Source organism: Paucibacter sp. B2R-40, assembly GCF_025717555.1.
Taxonomy (GTDB): domain Bacteria; phylum Pseudomonadota; class Gammaproteobacteria; order Burkholderiales; family Burkholderiaceae_C; genus Paucibacter_A.
In genome coordinates, this window is sequence record NZ_JAJIRP010000007.1 from 99,959 (window position 1) to 115,366 (window position 15,408).

The 15,408-nt window shown below is 59.9% G+C and carries 15 protein-coding genes; 8 read left to right on the plus strand and 7 right to left on the minus strand.

The window, feature by feature from the left end:
* Positions 1–21 precede the first annotated feature (21 nt).
* From LNV09_RS15230 to LNV09_RS15260, 7 genes are all read right to left on the minus strand, one after another.
* Complete coding sequence (locus tag LNV09_RS15230; RefSeq protein ID WP_411969294.1) at positions 22–1,305, minus strand: glycosyltransferase; 1,284 nt, start codon at positions 1,303–1,305, stop codon at positions 22–24.
* A 48-nt stretch (positions 1,306–1,353) separates the two neighbouring features.
* Entirely contained in the window at positions 1,354–2,550 is a 1,197-nt protein-coding gene (locus LNV09_RS15235) for a GNAT family N-acetyltransferase (protein WP_263557925.1), read from the minus strand.
* Entirely contained in the window at positions 2,547–3,629 is a 1,083-nt protein-coding gene (locus LNV09_RS15240; protein ID WP_263557926.1) for a DegT/DnrJ/EryC1/StrS family aminotransferase, read from the minus strand. The genes LNV09_RS15235 and LNV09_RS15240 overlap by 4 nt, the downstream gene beginning before the upstream one ends.
* A gap of 194 nt (positions 3,630–3,823) precedes the next feature.
* The gene (locus LNV09_RS15245; protein ID WP_263557927.1) at positions 3,824–4,543 is read right to left on the minus strand and encodes an ABC transporter permease; all 720 of its coding nucleotides are present in this window, start codon (positions 4,541–4,543) and stop codon (positions 3,824–3,826) included.
* A gap of 12 nt (positions 4,544–4,555) precedes the next feature.
* Entirely contained in the window at positions 4,556–5,428 is an 873-nt protein-coding gene (locus tag LNV09_RS15250) for a hydrolase 1, exosortase A system-associated (RefSeq protein WP_263557928.1), read from the minus strand.
* Entirely contained in the window at positions 5,425–6,342 is a 918-nt protein-coding gene (locus LNV09_RS15255; RefSeq protein WP_263557929.1) for a hydrolase 2, exosortase A system-associated, read from the minus strand. Before LNV09_RS15255 ends, LNV09_RS15250 begins: the two co-directional genes overlap by 4 nt.
* 49 nt (positions 6,343–6,391) lie before the next feature.
* Positions 6,392–6,712, minus strand: coding sequence for an acyl carrier protein (locus LNV09_RS15260; RefSeq protein WP_318023299.1), 321 nt, complete (start codon positions 6,710–6,712; stop codon positions 6,392–6,394).
* A gap of 179 nt (positions 6,713–6,891) precedes the next feature.
* Here LNV09_RS15260 and LNV09_RS15265 point away from each other — a divergent pair, with 179 nt between their 5' ends.
* From LNV09_RS15265 to asd, 8 genes are all read left to right on the plus strand, one after another.
* Positions 6,892–8,493 carry an acyl-CoA ligase (AMP-forming), exosortase A system-associated gene (locus LNV09_RS15265; RefSeq protein ID WP_263557930.1) on the plus strand — a complete coding sequence of 534 codons (1,602 nt, stop codon included), beginning with the start codon at positions 6,892–6,894 and terminating at the stop codon, positions 8,491–8,493.
* A 23-nt stretch (positions 8,494–8,516) separates the two neighbouring features.
* Positions 8,517–9,770, plus strand: a complete 1,254-nt coding sequence (locus tag LNV09_RS15270; protein ID WP_263557931.1) for a pyridoxal-dependent decarboxylase, exosortase A system-associated — start codon at positions 8,517–8,519, stop codon at positions 9,768–9,770.
* Positions 9,771–9,879: 109 nt separating this feature from the next.
* Positions 9,880–10,803: a LysR family transcriptional regulator gene (locus tag LNV09_RS15275; RefSeq protein WP_263557932.1), complete on the plus strand. Its 924-nt coding sequence runs from the start codon at positions 9,880–9,882 to the stop codon at positions 10,801–10,803.
* On the plus strand, positions 10,800–12,215 hold the full coding sequence (leuC, locus tag LNV09_RS15280; RefSeq protein WP_263557933.1) for a 3-isopropylmalate dehydratase large subunit: 1,416 nt from the start codon (positions 10,800–10,802) through the stop codon (positions 12,213–12,215). The genes LNV09_RS15275 and leuC overlap by 4 nt, the downstream gene beginning before the upstream one ends.
* A 14-nt stretch (positions 12,216–12,229) precedes the next feature.
* Positions 12,230–12,355: an entericidin A/B family lipoprotein gene (locus LNV09_RS15285; protein WP_263557934.1), complete on the plus strand. Its 126-nt coding sequence runs from the start codon at positions 12,230–12,232 to the stop codon at positions 12,353–12,355.
* A 19-nt stretch (positions 12,356–12,374) separates the two neighbouring features.
* Positions 12,375–13,025, plus strand: coding sequence for a 3-isopropylmalate dehydratase small subunit (leuD, locus tag LNV09_RS15290; protein ID WP_263557935.1), 651 nt, complete (start codon positions 12,375–12,377; stop codon positions 13,023–13,025).
* A 13-nt stretch (positions 13,026–13,038) separates the two neighbouring features.
* Positions 13,039–14,130, plus strand: coding sequence for a 3-isopropylmalate dehydrogenase (gene leuB, locus LNV09_RS15295; protein ID WP_263557936.1), 1,092 nt, complete (start codon positions 13,039–13,041; stop codon positions 14,128–14,130).
* A gap of 94 nt (positions 14,131–14,224) precedes the next feature.
* Entirely contained in the window at positions 14,225–15,355 is a 1,131-nt protein-coding gene (gene asd, locus LNV09_RS15300) for an aspartate-semialdehyde dehydrogenase (protein ID WP_263557937.1), read from the plus strand.
* Positions 15,356–15,408: the final 53 nt, after the last annotated feature.

A 15,408-nucleotide genomic window follows, 5' to 3' on the forward strand; every position in this document is an offset into this window, starting at 1 on the left:
CGAGGCGAAGTTGGTTTCTTTTCACTGCATCCCTCTGGCGACATGGCGCGCTATGTGCTCAAGATGCTGGCTGGTGCTTTGATCCAACAGGCTTGCCAGTGCCCTAGTCTGGCCTTGCCTGCTATTGCTGAACAGCCAGTCAGCGTCTAGCGGCGTTGTGGCCTTGTCTTGCTTGCGCAGTGCTTCGATCAGCCGGCACAGCGCTGCCTCAATTTCAGGTACTGATTCCAGGGCGGCGCTGTGAGCGAGTGGGGTTTGCTGAAAAAGGCGCGCTGTTTCACTGCCCGCGTCCGCCAGTGCAAGTACGGGTCGACGGCATCGCAGATATTCGTAAGCTTTGGCGGGAATTTGGTCGCCGCAATCCACCGACTGAAGTGCCAGGAGCGCGTCTGCCGACTGCATTTCTGCCAGCGCGTCTCGATAGGCAAGCGCTGGCAGCAGCTCCACCTGATTCAACAGGCCATGTTCTTGGGCGCGTTGATGAACAAAGCTGTCGTGTTCGCTGGCCCGAAAACGCAGGAGCAGGCGATCAATGTCCGGGAAATTCTGGTCGCGCAGGCGCTTTATTGCGGCGAACAACGGCCCGGGATCGCGCCACTCGGGATAGACGACGCCGCTGTGCAAAAGCAGCCAGCGAGCGCCCCAATCTCTGGCTGCCGGTGGCGCTGCAGCAAAGGCTCGCTCGTCAAAACCGTTGGCAATGACGTGCAAATCCTGGCTGCGATTCGGGTAGCGTTGGGCGTAAAAGCGGCTGGCTCCCTGCGTGGTGAAGACCATGCTTGACGCGCGGCTGAATACCTTAGATTCCACCCGACGGAAGCTGTCCCAGGTCCGGCGGTCCGCGGGATATCCTTCGTGTGCCATGGGGTCGCGAAAGTCAGCAATCCAGGGCAAACCGCTGAGCTTTTGCAAGGTGGCGCCTATTTGGTGGGCACTGGCTATCGGGTAGGTCGACCACAGGGCAGTAGGCCGGTAGCGCCGGATCATATAGAGGCCGGTGAGTACCGCACCCAGTTGCCAGCTGAGCCAGCGGTCGGGCAGAGCCAGCCATTGTGGGTAGCGGCCCGCGAGCGAAAAGTGCTTGGCGGTATCGCAGGCCCAGGCCCGGTGAATGGGCAAATCTTTGGGCAAGTCCCAGTCCGTGTTTGGATCGGTATTTGGGTAAGCGCGCGGATGGGCCGTCAATATCAAGGGCTGCCAGTCGGATTCATGCAAATGGCGTGCAAAACCCAATGTTCTTTGAATACCACTGCTGCCGCGCAAAGGCGGAAAGTGGAATGCAATCATCAGGACACGTTTCGACATAAATGCGGGCTGCCAGGCTCAAGTTTGGTTCAGTGTGCTTTTTTCTTTTCAGTTCGGTTCGGACGTCGTTGCGGCTTGGGCGAGGGGCGGCGTCTGTTGATTGGCCGGTTCGGCAGCGCTTGAGCGCGCCTTGGCCTTTGCTTGCCTGCGACTCAACCAGCCCTGCAGCCAAGCCCAGCGATATTGGGTGAAGTGGTAAAGCGTGCGAGCCTCGGGCGTCAGCTTGGTATGCCAGTCCATGACCTTGCCGTAGTATTCAATGCGTTTTACATGGCCTTGCGCGAAAAATGCCTGCAGTTCTTCCTCGCGCAACAAAAATGCAGGCGAGAGAGTTTTATAGGATTCGTCGTACGCGGTTTTCAGCACAATGAGTTGGCCGCCCCGCAGCAGGCCTAAATTCATTGCGACCGTCTTTTCGTTGAATAGATATTCGTAAATCAAGGCTTCGCCACGGGATGCAGCATGCTCGAACACCTTGACGTAGAACTTGCCCTGAGCGTTGTCAGGGTGAATGGCTGTGCCCTTGTCGGCCTTCCAGCCGGCACTCTCAAGCGCGCCGTAGCGCACCAAGGCGGCCGCCATGTCGGCGGACGCTGTGATCGCCTTGATTTGTGTGGTGACGCCGTCGGCGGCAAGTTTGTTGCGCTGCTTGCGCAGGTTTTGGCGCAAATTTTTGCCTCGTGCCGCCCAATACTCGTCAAAAGTTCCGACCAAGCTGACCCAAGCGGTGGAAATATAGTCATCGCTTCGATGGGCGCAGTTGGTGCTGGCCGAACTCGGGCCTTCGCTCGTCGGCCGGGGCGTCAACAATGGGTCGATTTGCGTGATGGAGAGCGCCAAACACATGCTCAGCGGGCCATGGACCAGCGACTGCGTCAGCGCTTGCAGCTCAAGGCCGGATTCGGCGACCCAGGCTCCGAGGGGCAGTTGCGAGGGTTGAAAGGTTGACCATTGCAGCGGGCCAGTTCGCGTCAAGACCAGCAGCGCCACGACTTGATCATGCTGCGAGCCGGCCAGAATCACCTCTTGGCCGTCGCCAAAGTTCTTCAGCGCGGCGCAGACCGCCGACGCATCCAAAAACGGCAGATCACCACCTCGCCTATTGAGGCCGTCCCACAAGGTTTGCAGTGCCTGGTCGGAGTGAAGCTTGGTGGCCGGGTATCGGGTCCATTTGAACTTGGGAACGGGCATGGGAATGGGGTCTGGATAAGGGGGTTTGCCGTCAACGCGCAGCAGTCTACTCATAGGGCTAATAGCCGCTGAACCTCGGCGGCGGTCTTGCTGATGTCTTCGGCGCACAAGTCTTGGTGACATAGTAACTGCAGCACATGGTGGCTCCAAAGCGGCCCGACATCACCGGTGAGGGTCGGTGTCCCCGGCCAAATTCGATCCCATCTGAAAACCGGATATCCACCTAAGCGCAGGCCGTGATACACGCGCTCAGCGTCGTCGACCCACAAAGGGTAAACATATGGTGCTGCGCAACTATTGGCCAGCGCACCGATATGTGTCATCAAGGGTTGCGCGCCCTTGAGCTCACCCAGCAAGTTTGCATACAGTTCAAAATTCTCGCGTCGCCTTGTGATGATTTGTTGACGGGGCAAAATCTGCGAGAGCCAAGTGGAGACACGTAAGGGCCGTGCCTTGATGCGTCCCATATCGCAGGCCGCCATGAAGTCTTGACAATCGGACTTGCCATGCGCACTGGTCGTTTGCTTTGGGCCGACTGGGCGCAGCAATTTCTTGATTCGAAGCATGGCGCTGCCCAGCGAGTTCAGGCCCGCCAAACGCTGGTGATGGGCGGCCAGTTCCAAGATGTCAATAACGCCTTTCACTTGCGCCACGGCGCCTTGTGTCGTCATCGCCATCGGCTGCAAGGGCCGACTGGCAGACGCGAGCAGGCCTGCTTCCGGTACCGGCAAGAATTTGGATAGGCTGGCCGTGGCGAAGTCGCCCCAGCTACCAACATTGCGCTCGCCAGCGACGCCAAACAGGCTGTGAGCACAATCCTCTATCAAGGCGATGTGATGTTGGTCGCACCAATGCCGAACGTGCGCCAAGGATTGCGGTAAGCCAAAGTAATGCGGCACCAGCATTGCGCGCGCAGCTTGAATTTGCTCGGGAGTGATGCCTTGCAGGTTCGGTAGGCCATTGGCGCAGATGCCGAAATAGCTCGGCCGATGGCCAGCCAATAGCACGGGCGCTACCATGGTCGGGCAGTGATAGGTGGGGAGCAGCACCTCGCTGCCCGCAGGCAAGTTGAGCTGAATCAGTGCTTGAAAAATCGCCGCCCGGCCACTGGTGGTGTAGGCACTATGAGCCAAATGCTCGACGCTTGGCAATGGGTTTGCAAGGGCTAGGCTCGCTGAGGCCTTGCCCTTGAAGCTATCCCAACCAAGCACTGGCCCCTTGGGCATCTGGTGGGCAAGTGAAATCTCTTCAGGCGCTGCCCGATTTGAGGGCGTGGTGGCCGCGAGTTCAGCCGGCTCTTTCGGCGGTGCTTTCGAAGAGCCTCTGCTCATTTCGGACTGGCGCGAGGCGCAGCATTTTCAACGACGGGGCTGAGGTCCTCAATTTCAGTTTTGACAGGTTCGCGCCATTTGCCGACCGCCTTGAGCCTGTCGCGCAGACCCGGCGAGTCGTAGCCCAATTCAATGGCCTGATGCGCCTGATCCAACGCCTCCTCATAGTCCTCCATATCGGCGTACACCATGCCGAGGTTGTAATGCGTCAGGGCGTTGTCCTGTGCCAAATTCTTGACGGCGTCTAATTGCTGGCGTGCCTCGGCTTTGCGTTGCTTCTTGACCAGATAGGTCGCGAAAATCATTCGCACAACCGTATCGTCCGGCTGGAAGCGAGCAGCGCGTTCGAGCCAGCATTCAACGGTGTATCTCATACCGCGGGGTTGATCGGTTTTTTCCTTTTCGCCCAATCTGATCACCGCAATCAAAGCTCTGTGATAGTTGGGAATCGCGCGCAAGGTGTAGTCAATATCGCCACCGGCGGTGTTGGAAGTTTTGCCACTTTTCAGCGATTCAACCGTTGGCGTAAAGTGCGCGCCGGTCACGATATCTCCACTTCCGTGGTAGCGCCGATAATCAAACGGCCCATAGGCATTGGCCAAATCACCGCAAAGTTTTTCACTCGATTGAGCGCAGGCCGAACCTGCGCTCAATCCGAGCAGTGAAATCAATAGAAACAGCGCACCCAGTGGTTTCGATGACAAAATTTTTGACATGGCGGTGAGGGCTTAGGCGTGTCGGTTAAAGGTATGAAGCCAACTCTGAGTCAATTGGGTAAGCTTATTTTTCGATGCGGAATCTGAAAAAGTATGGTCGGCGTGCTCCATATCTTGGCGTTCAATATGAGCCGCCTCAGAAAAACCTCGCCAAGCCGCTGAATTTTGGCTGACCTCCACAAACTCTTTGGCGGTGTAATCATTGCCGCTGAGGATCAAGAGCACCGGCCTGGTGTCGACTGCGCAGGCACGCGCCATTTTGTCCTGATAGCTCAGCTGGGAGCTGTGCTGATGGCTTGACCGCCTCGACGCCAAGCGCATGCTCGCGCTCAGGCTAGCGAGGGCCGACAGGGCCACCTGACCACTGAAGAGCTTGCGCCAGAATTCCGCTTGTTGGAGACGCTGCAAATAGTAGTGCTTAATCTGCGTGCGGGCCAAGCTCTCTTCGGAGCGAACCCAGGGGTTGAGCAGGACCAAGCCGCGAACCCGCTGATCCTGGGTCTCGTCGCAATAGAGCAGCGCTGCAGAAGCGGCGTCACATAAACCCCAAAGCACCACATGCTGAAGACTGGGATGGGCGTCGAGCAGCGCATCAATTGCCGCCTTGATATCAGCAGTGGCCTTGAGAAAATCTTGTCCAGCACCGCCGCTGTCGCCCATGCCGCGGTAGTCAAAGCGCAGGTTGGCAAACCCTGCACTTGCCAGCGCTCGGGCCAACTGCACAAACTGCCGGTGACTACCCACACGGTACTGCGGCCCGCCCACCACAATGATGACGCCGGTCCCGCTGACCGGTAGACCGGCCCGGGGGGCCGACACAATACCCAGCAAATCTTCACCCTGGCAGTGAAAATTCAGCACAGTTTCCGAGCAAGTCGCGTTCATGCGCCGGACGCCGGACTTGGCATGCTGACTGCTGCACTTAAAGGCTGGAGCGCGGTGGTGGTCATTGCAAGCAGTTCTGGAGCTTCTTCAATTTCTTGGGTTTGCCAAAAAGAGGGTCCGTGAACCCAGCTGTGGCGCACTTGGGCAGTCGCCGCCTGCCAGTTCTTGAGCCCTTGCTCCGTGGCAGGCGTGAGCTTTGCGTCGGCGCGCTGACTCAGTTCAAACCATTCGACACGGGCGATATTGCTGGTATTGGCCGCAGCCATGGTTGCTGGACTGGCGACAAAACCGGGTGGGCTGAGTGTGGCGTTCTCTAGGCCCGTAGCCAAAGCTGCTGACAGCGAGTAGCCGGCAATCTCCAGCGCCTGCCCTTGTGCCAAAGCCCGTTTCATCTCGTCCATCATTCCCTTGCTATTGCCCCCGAGCATGTCGGCGGCCAATTTGAGGCGCAAGAATTGCTGCAAGATCAATTTGCCGGAGATGGCCGGTTGCCAAAAGCAAAAGTTACTGGGCACCTTGAGCTTGGTTGCTGCTTGGCAGGCGATCAGGCAGCCGGCGCGCAAGCCCCAAAGCCATAAAGGTGCCTCGGCATGGGCTGTATCACGCTCACTCAACCAATCGACGGCCAGCATCACATCAGTCACCCAGTCATCCCAGCCGGCGTCGCCAAATTCACCCGAACTGTCTCCGCAGCCATACAAATCGATTTGCAACACGCTGAAGCCTGCCGTGGCCAGCGCGCGTGACTGCAGTGCAGCCATGCGGCGGGATTTGTTCATTTCTTCCGCAAATGGATGGATATAAACCACTCGGCCTCGTACGGGACCGTCCGATGCGGCGTGGAAAATGCAAAAACGCTGCCCCAAGGAGGGCGGCCTTGCCGGCAGAAAGAAGGCGTGTGGCGCAGGGGTCACTTTTTAAAACTGCAAGCTCTGTCGGTTGATTTCTAGGAAAGAAGTTTGTTCAATCTGCCAGTTTGGCTGCCACAAAGTCGGTCAGCGAACCAACGGTTGAGAATGTTTCGCCGTCGATCTCATCGTCGTCGACGATGATGCCGAGTTGCTCTTCAAGGCTGGTGATCAGGCTCACCACCGCCATCGAGTCGAGTTCAGGAATGGCACCGAGCAAGTGCGTGCCCCGTTCAAAAGCAGCACTGCGTCCGTCCAAACTCAGAACTTCGTCCAAAATCCTCAGTACTTGTCGTTGCGTGTCCATGTAAATTGCTCGAAATCCAGGTGTCAGGCGGCTGACCGAAGGTTTGGCGAACAAAGCCAGCCAAGCCATTCAGGCATCATGTAAAAGATTCGGCATCTTAGCCGCTGGGCTGAAGGCGGCGAGGGCAGTATTGCCATCTCGACACGGTGATATCTCACACGTTTTCACGCTGCGGTCGGCCTGCGTCGGCATAAGTCGGTGTGCGATACTTTTTGGACAATTTGTGCCCACTTCAAACATAGAGCAGCATGCCCGAATCGATTTGCTTGAATGAGCTTTTGTCCCGTTCGGCTGAGCGCAATCCCGAGGCGCCAGCTTTGGTTTATGGCCAAAAGCGGCAAACCTATGCCGAACTGGCCGGGGAAATGGCCGCTTGCGCCGCTGGCTTGATGGCGCTGGGCGTTCAGCGCGGCGAGCGCGTCGCCATTTATTTGGAGAAACGCTTCGAGACGGTGATTGCCAGTTTTGGCGCCCCGGCTGCAGGGGCGGTGTTCGTGCCACTGAACCCCTTGCTGAAAGCGGAACAGGTCGGCTTCATCATGCAAGACTGCGATGTGCGGGTGCTGGTGACTTCCCCTGAGCGCTACGCCTTGTTGGGCGAGGTCCTGTCCACCTGTCCAGCGTTGCGCCATGTGGTGTTGACTGATGGCGCGCAAAACCCCGCAGCAGGGAAGGGCCACGGTCTGCATACTTGGAGTGAGCTGCTGGCTGCACCGGCAAGAGTCGGCCACCGCGTCATCGACACCGATATGGCCGCGATTCTCTACACCTCGGGTTCGACCGGTCGGCCCAAGGGCGTGGTCTTGTCTCATCGCAATATGGTTGCCGGCGCGAAAAGTGTGGCCTCCTATCTTGAGAACAAGCCCTCAGACACCTTGTTGGCCGCATTACCGTTGTCTTTTGACGCCGGCTTCAGCCAGTTGACCACGGCCTTCCACAGCGGCGCGCGTGTGGTGCTCTTGAATTACCTGATGCCACGCGATGTGCTGAAGGCGATGGAGCGCGAGAAGGTCACCGGCTTGACGGCAGTACCACCGCTCTACATCCAACTCGCTCAACTGGAATGGCCGACTGCCATCAATGAGCACCTGCGCTACTTCGCGAATACCGGCGGGCGCATGCCGCGTGAAACCTTGGATCAGCTGCGCACCCGCGTGCCGGCGGCCAAGCCCTTTTTGATGTACGGCTTGACCGAGGCATTTCGCTCGACCTATTTGCCGCCTACCGAGGTGGACCGCCGGCCCGATTCGATCGGCAAGGCCATCCCTAACGCCGAAATTCTGGTGCTGCGTGAGGACGGCAGCCCCTGCGAGGCGGAGGAGCCCGGCGAGTTGGTGCACCGGGGTGCGCTGGTCGGCATGGGCTATTGGAACGATGCGGAGAAGACAGCTGAGCGCTACAAGCTCTTACCCGCCGGCGCTCCCGGCCGGCAGTCCGGGCTGCAGCTGCCAGAATACGCGGTGTTCTCCGGCGACACGGTGCGCCAGGATGCGGAAGGGTTTCTGTACTTCATCGGCCGGCGCGACGAGATGATGAAGACCTCGGGCTACCGGGTTAGCCCGACGGAAGTTGAAGAAATTCTGTACGCCAGCAAGTTGGTCGGTGAATGTGTTGCCTTCGGTGTTGACCACCCCACCTTGGGTCAAGCGATCCAGGTGATTGCCACAGCGCCAAGCGGGGCTGTCGAGCTGGACCTGACTGCGTTGCAAGCGGCGTGCCGCCAGCATATGCCGGCCTATATGGTGCCGGCCGGCATCGAGGTGCAGGCTGGGCCCTTGCCGCGCAACCCCAACGGCAAAATCGATCGAAAGCTGCTTTCTACTGCGTGGGTAGAACGCCACCTCGCCTGAATACTTTAGAGATACCCCTAGCCATGTCTGAAGCAGTTGCAGTAAAGCGTGCACCGATCCACGCGCCGATGTCTCAGTTCCAAGTTGAAGCCGGCGGTGAACTCCTGGTCGGTGGCCAGAAGCTGTCCGTGCTGGCTGAGCGAATCGGTCAAACCCCGTTCTTCGCCTATGACCGCGAGCTTTTGCGGGCCCGTGTCTCACAATTGCGCCAAGCATTGCCCTCGCAAGTGAAGCTGCATTTCGCGATGAAAGCCAACCCAATGCCGGCGCTGGTCGGTTTGATGGCGGGTTTGGTCGACGGCATCGATGTGGCCTCAGCGGGAGAGCTGAAGGTGGCGCTGGACGCCGGCGCCGACCCGGCCGAGATCAGTTTTGCTGGCCCTGGCAAACGTGATGTCGAGTTGCGCCAGGCCGTGGCGGCCGGCGTGCTGATCAATGTCGAGTCGAGCCGCGAGTTGCCGGTGTTGGCCGAGGCCTCGGCGCGCTTAGGGTTGCCTGCACGCGTGGCGATCCGTGTCAACCCGGACTTCGAGCTGAAGGGCTCGGGCATGAAGATGGGCGGTGGCCCCAAGCAGTTCGGCATCGACACTGAGCAAATGCCCGAGTTGCTGGATGAGGTCGGGCGCTTGGGTCTGGCCTTTGAAGGCTTTCATCTGTTTGCGGGTTCACAAAATTTGCGCCCCGAGTCGATTTGCGAGGCGCAGCAGAAGTCCTATGAGTTGGCCCTGCGCTTGGCAGCGTTGGCGCCGTCGCCGGTTAAATTCTTGAATCTAGGCGGCGGCTTCGGAATTCCCTATTTCCCGGGCGAGCTGCCGCTTGATCTCGCGTCAATTTCAGACAATTTGCATGCCTTGGTGGCGCGCGCCGCGGTCGAGTTGCCCGAGGCTTCGCTGGTCATCGAACTGGGGCGTTACCTGGTCGGCGAGGCGGGCATTTACGTCACGCGCATCGTCGACCGAAAAACTTCTCGCGGCCAGGTCTACCTGGTCACTGATGGCGGCCTAAATCATCACTTGGCTGCCTCGGGCAATTTCGGCCAAGTGATCCGTAAAAACTATCCGGTCACGATAGGCAACAAGGCCGGCGGCCTGGACCGCGAGTCGGTGTCGGTGGTCGGGCCGCTGTGTACGCCCTTGGACCTGTTGGCCGACCGGATGGATTTGCCGGCGGCCGAAATCGGCGATTTGGTGGTGGTGTTTCAATCCGGTGCCTATGGACGCAGCGCCAGCCCCGAGGGGTTTTTGGGGCACCCGGCCAGCCTTGAGGTTTTGGTCTAGAGCTTGCATCGATGGCTTGATGCTCAAGATTTAAGACTTCGCGAATCGCGAAGTCTTAATTGGGAATTCAAGTTAATTGAGTATGGTTGCGAAGGGTTAAAGTCGCGCCATGCGGCTTGACCTCACCTCCCTCAACCTTGTGCTTGCGATCGAGCAAACGCGCTCGATCACGCGTGGTGCACAGCAGGAGAACTTGGCGTTGGCGGCGGCGAGCAAGCGGGTGTCGGATCTTGAGGCCAGGCTTGGCGTGCAGCTGTTCGAGCGGCGCTCACGCGGCGTCGAGCCGACTGAGGCCTGTCGGGCGCTGGTGCGCCATATCCGCTCGCTGCACGCCTCGCTTCATGCGCTGGAGAGCGAAGTGGTGGAGTTTGCGCGCGGCATCAAGGGCCATTTGCGCATTGCCGCCAACAGCGGCGCGATTGCCGAATGCCTGCCGCCTGATTTGGCGGCGTTCAGCCAGGCGCACTCGCAGATTCGTATCAGCCTGGAAGACTTGACCAGCGCCGAGGTGCAAGCGGCGGTAGCCGAAGGGCGCGCCGATGTCGGCGTGTTCACCAGCCCTTTGCTGGACAACCGCCTGCAGACCTGGCCCTACCGCAGCAGCCGCCTAGGCGTGTTGATCCCGAAGCGCCACGCCTTGGCCGGCCGCGCCTCGGTCAGTTTCAAAGACCTGCTGGATTTCGATTTGGTCGGCTTGCATGCCGGCGCGTCGGCACAGCAGTTGATGCGCGAGCAAGCGTTGCTGCTGGGCCGCACGCTGAATGCGCGCTTGGCCGTGCGCGGCTTCGACGCGATTGCCCAGTTGGTCGAAGCCGGCCTGGGCGTGGCGGTCTTGCCGGCCGTGCCGGCGGAGCGCTTTTCGCGCGTCTTTGAGGTCAGCCTGCTGACGCTGGATGAGCCCTGGGCCGAACGTGAATATTGCTTGGGCGTGGCCGCTCAAGAACGCTTGCCCGCCGTGGTGCAGCATTTTGTTGATGCGCTGTGCCCGCAATCCAAGAAAATCGAGAACCTGAAAGGAATTGACAAGCCATGACCGCACGCACGCTCTACGACAAACTCTGGTACGAACATGTCGTCCACACCGAGGAGGACGGCACCGCCACCCTCTATATCGACCGCCATCTGCTGCATGAGGTGACCAGCCCGCAGGCTTTTGAGGGTCTGGATCTGGCCCATCGCAAGGTCTGGCGCTTGTCTGCGAACTTGGCGGTCAGTGACCACAATGTGCCGACCACCGACCGCAGCGACGGCATTGCCGACCCGGTCTCCAAGCTGCAAGTGGACACACTGGATCAGAACTGCGACCGCCACCAAGTGACGCAGTTCAAGATGAACGACAAGCGCCAAGGCATCGTCCACGTGATCGGCCCGGAGCAGGGCGCCACGCTGCCCGGCATGACTGTTGTTTGCGGCGACAGCCACACGTCTACGCATGGTGCGTTTGGCGCCTTGGCGCATGGCATCGGCACCTCCGAGGTCGAGCATGTGTTGGCTACTCAGACGCTGCTGGCACGCAAGGCCAAGAATCTGCTGGTGCGGGTCGAGGGCGTGCTGCCACGCGGTTGTGGCGCCAAGGACATCGTCTTGGCCATCATCGGCAAGATCGGCACAGCAGGCGGCACCGGCTACACGATCGAGTTTGGCGGCGCCGCCATCCGTGCCTTGAGCATGGAAGGGCGCATGACGGTCTGCAATATGGCGATCGAGGCGGGCGCACGCGCCGGCTTGATCGCGGTGGATGACACCACCATCAACTACTGCAAGGGCCGGCCGTTCTCGCCGACCGGGGTGGGGTGGGAACAGGCCGTTAGCTACTGGCGCGGCCTGCATTCGGACGCAGGCGCCAAGTTCGACTTGGTGGTGGACCTTGACGCGGCGCAGATTCGCCCGCAAGTCACTTGGGGCACCTCGCCCGAGATGGTCTTGGGTGTGGACGAACGCGTGCCCGATCCCGACAAGGAAAAAGACGCCGTCAAGCGCGGCGCGATCGAGCGGGCGCTGCAATACATGAATCTGGAGCCCAACAAGGCGATCAGCGACATCCATATCGACAAGGTCTTCATCGGTTCGTGCACCAACAGCCGCATCGAAGACATGCGCGAGGCTGCTGCCGTTGTGCGCCGCATCGGGGGCAGGTTGGCCGCCAATGTGCGCTTGGCGCTGGTGGTGCCGGGCTCGGGCCTGGTCAAGGCGCAGGCTGAAGCCGAAGGGCTGGATGTGATCTTCAAGGCGGCCGGCTTCGAGTGGCGCGAGCCGGGTTGCTCGATGTGCCTGGCGATGAATGCCGATCGCCTCGAGCCGGGTGAGCGCTGCGCCTCGACCAGCAATCGCAATTTTGAAGGCCGCCAGGGCGCCGGTGGCCGCACCCATCTGGTCAGCCCGGCGATGGCCGCAGCGGCGGCGATGCAGGGCCATTTTGTTGATGTGCGGCGTTTGATTTCATAAGCAGGAGTCTTGACATGAAAAAGCTCGCAGTTCTTCTCCTCGGCTTGGCATTTTTAGCCGGCTGCAACACCATCGGTGGCATCGGCCGCGACCTGCAAAAGGCCGGCGAGAAGATCGAAGACACGGCCAAGAAGAAATAGGCCTGAAGGGGTTATCACTATGCAGAAATTCACCCTCCACAAGGGTTTGGTCGCACCGATGGACCGGGACAACGTCGACACCGACGCGATCATCCCCAAGCAATTCCTGAAGTCGATCAAGCGCAGCGGCTTCGGCCCTAACTTGTTCGACGAATGGCGCTATCTGGACGCCGGCGAGCCGGGCCAAGACCCGAGCGCGCGCCGGCCTAACCCGGATTTCGTGCTGAACCAGCCGCGCTATGCCGGGGCCTCGGTTTTGCTGGCGCGCAGCAATTTCGGCTGCGGTTCCAGCCGTGAGCATGCGCCCTGGGCGCTGGATCAGTACGGCTTTCGTGCCTTGATCGCGCCGAGCTTTGCCGACATCTTCTTCAACAACTGTTTCAAGAACGGCATCCTGCCAATCCAATTGCCTGAAGCTCAAGTGGCGCAGCTTTTCGACGAAGTGCATGCCTTCCCTGGCTATCAATTGACCATTGATCTTGAACGTCAGGTGGTGGTCAAGGCCGACGGCGCCGAGTTGCCTTTCGAAATCGAAGGCTTCCGCAAGTTTTGCTTGCTTGGAGGCTTTGATGACATCGCCTTGACGCTGCGTCACGCCGACAAGATCAAGGCCTTTGAAGCCGAGCGCATGGCCAACAAGCCCTGGCTGAACAACCGTTTGATTGCCTGAGGAATCACCCCAAATGAAAATTGCAATTCTTCCCGGTGATGGCATCGGCAGCGAGATCGTCGCCGAGGCGGTCAAGGTCTTGAATGTCCTGGATCTGCCTTTCGAGATGGAGAGCGCCCCGGTTGGCGGCGCCGCTTACGAGGCACACGGCCACCCGCTGCCCGACTCGACGCTGCAACTGGCCAAGGACGCCGACGCGATTCTGTTCGGCGCCGTCGGGGACTGGAAGTACGACAAACTGGACCGCCCCTTGCGCCCCGAGCAGGCCATTCTGGGTCTACGCAAGCATCTGGGTCTGTTCGCCAACTTCCGCCCGGCGATTTGCTATGAGCAGTTGACTCATGCGTCCAGCCTGAAGCCGGAGTTGGTGGCGGGTCTGGACATCCTGATCATCCGCGAGTTGACCGGCGATATCTATTTCGGCCAGCCGCGCGGGCGCCGCACCGCGGTGGACGGGCATTTCCCCGGTAGCGAAGAAGCCTTTGACACCATGCGCTATTCGCGCCCCGAGATCGAGCGCATCGCCCATGTCGCGTTCCAGGCGGCGCGCAAGCGGGGAAAACGCGTGACCTCGGTCGACAAGGCCAATGTCCTGGAGACCTTCCAGTTCTGGAAGGACGTGATGATCGAGGTGCATGCCGACTATCCGGATGTGGAGCTCGACCATATGTATGTCGACAACGCCGCGATGCAGCTGGTCAAGGCGCCGAAGCGTTTCGACGTGATGGTGACCGGCAATATGTTCGGCGATATCTTGTCCGACGCAGCGGCGATGCTGACCGGCTCGATCGGCATGTTGCCTTCTGCCTCGCTGGACAAGAACAACAAGGGGCTTTACGAGCCCAGCCACGGCAGCGCGCCCGATATTGCCGGTAAGGGTGTGGCCAATCCTTTGGCTACAATCCTCTCCGCTGCCATGATGCTCAAGTTCTCCCTCAACCAACCAGAAGCAGCCGCCCGAATCGAGGCGGCTGTTGGATCGGTGTTGTCCCAAGGTTTGCGTACGGCAGACATTTGGAGCGAGGGCACCCAAAAAGTGGGCACGCGCGAGATGGGTGATGCGGTTGTCAATGCAATCACCATGACGAAAACCATTAAGGGCTAGTTCAGCTCCGGTTTGTCTCGCCCCTATCCCCCCGGCGACACAAGCCGGGGGAGAAGAAGCTCAAAACAGTTGAGATAGATAGAGGACGCAAGAAATGACATCACTAGTTGGATTGGTAGGCTGGCGCGGCATGGTCGGCTCGGTGCTGATGGACCGCATGGCGGCAGAGCGTGATTTCGACCTGATTGAGCCGCTGTTCTTCAGCACTTCGAACGCCGGCGGCGCTGCCCCCGCATTTGCCAAGAACGAAACCAAGCTGCAAAACGCATTTGATATCGAGCAGCTCAAGCGCTGCGACATCATCATCACCGCGCAGGGCGGCGACTACACCTCGGAAGTTTTCCCCAAGCTTCGCGCGGCCGGCTGGAACGGCCACTGGATCGACGCGGCCTCGACGCTGCGTATGGAGTCCGACGCCGTCATCATCTTGGACCCGGTGAACCTGCCCGTTATCGAGAGCGCCTTGGCCAAGGGCGGCAAGAACTGGATCGGCGGCAATTGCACGGTGTCGTGCATGTTGATGGGCGTGGGCGCGCTCTACAAGGCCGGCTTGGTCGAGTGGATGAGCACGCAGACCTATCAGGCCGCATCGGGCGGCGGTGCCCAGCATATGCGCGAGTTGCTGACGCAATACGGCACGCTGAATGCCGAGGTTCGGGATTTGCTCGATGACCCCAAGAGCGCCATTCTGGAGATCGACCGCAAGCTGATTGCCAAGCAGCGCGCCTTGACCGCCGCCGAGACCGCCAACTTTGGCGTGCCGTTGGGCGGCTCGCTGATCCCTTGGATCGACAAGGACCTCGGCAATGGCATGTCCAAGGAAGAATGGAAGGGCATGGCCGAGACCAACAAGATCATGGGTCTGGGCGAGGGCTTCGGCTCGGCGCCTATCCCGGTCGACGGTTTCTGCGTGCGTGTCGGTGCCATGCGCTGCCACAGCCAGGCGCTGACCTTCAAGCTCAAGAAGGATGTGCCGGTGGCCGACATCGAGGCGATGATTGCCGCCGACAACGAGTGGGTCAAGCTGGTGCCGAATACGCGCGAAGCGACGGTGCAAGACCTGACCCCGGTGGCGGTGTCGGGCACGATGACGATTCCCGTTGGCCGTGTGCGCAAGCTGGCCATGGGCCCCGAGTATGTCGGCGCCTTCACCATCGGCGATCAGCTGCTCTGGGGCGCGGCCGAACCGCTGCGCCGCATGTTGATGATCTTGTTGGCACGCTGACAGGCGGCGTCCCCCGTTGCCAGCACGCGACAAGCTTGTAACGGGGTGAATCA

Excerpts from the sequence above, each read along its gene's own strand:
- LNV09_RS15260 (WP_318023299.1), bottom strand. The coding sequence starts at position 6,712 with ATGGCTTGGCTGGCTTTGTTCGCCAAACCTTCGGTCAGCCGCCTGACA.
- LNV09_RS15265 (WP_263557930.1), top strand. The coding sequence starts at position 6,892 with ATGCCCGAATCGATTTGCTTGAATGAGCTTTTGTCCCGTTCGGCTGAG.
- asd (WP_263557937.1), top strand. The coding sequence starts at position 14,225 with ATGACATCACTAGTTGGATTGGTAGGCTGGCGCGGCATGGTCGGCTCG.
- leuB (WP_263557936.1), top strand. The coding sequence starts at position 13,039 with ATGAAAATTGCAATTCTTCCCGGTGATGGCATCGGCAGCGAGATCGTC.
- LNV09_RS15245 (WP_263557927.1), bottom strand. The coding sequence starts at position 4,543 with ATGTCAAAAATTTTGTCATCGAAACCACTGGGTGCGCTGTTTCTATTG.
- LNV09_RS15270 (WP_263557931.1), top strand. The coding sequence starts at position 8,517 with ATGTCTGAAGCAGTTGCAGTAAAGCGTGCACCGATCCACGCGCCGATG.
- LNV09_RS15275 (WP_263557932.1), top strand. The coding sequence starts at position 9,880 with ATGCGGCTTGACCTCACCTCCCTCAACCTTGTGCTTGCGATCGAGCAA.
- LNV09_RS15235 (WP_263557925.1), bottom strand. The coding sequence starts at position 2,550 with ATGAGTAGACTGCTGCGCGTTGACGGCAAACCCCCTTATCCAGACCCC.
- LNV09_RS15250 (WP_263557928.1), bottom strand. The coding sequence starts at position 5,428 with ATGAACGCGACTTGCTCGGAAACTGTGCTGAATTTTCACTGCCAGGGT.
- LNV09_RS15230 (WP_411969294.1), bottom strand. The coding sequence starts at position 1,305 with ATGTCGAAACGTGTCCTGATGATTGCATTCCACTTTCCGCCTTTGCGC.
- LNV09_RS15285 (WP_263557934.1), top strand. The coding sequence starts at position 12,230 with ATGAAAAAGCTCGCAGTTCTTCTCCTCGGCTTGGCATTTTTAGCCGGC.
- leuD (WP_263557935.1), top strand. The coding sequence starts at position 12,375 with ATGCAGAAATTCACCCTCCACAAGGGTTTGGTCGCACCGATGGACCGG.
- leuC (WP_263557933.1), top strand. The coding sequence starts at position 10,800 with ATGACCGCACGCACGCTCTACGACAAACTCTGGTACGAACATGTCGTC.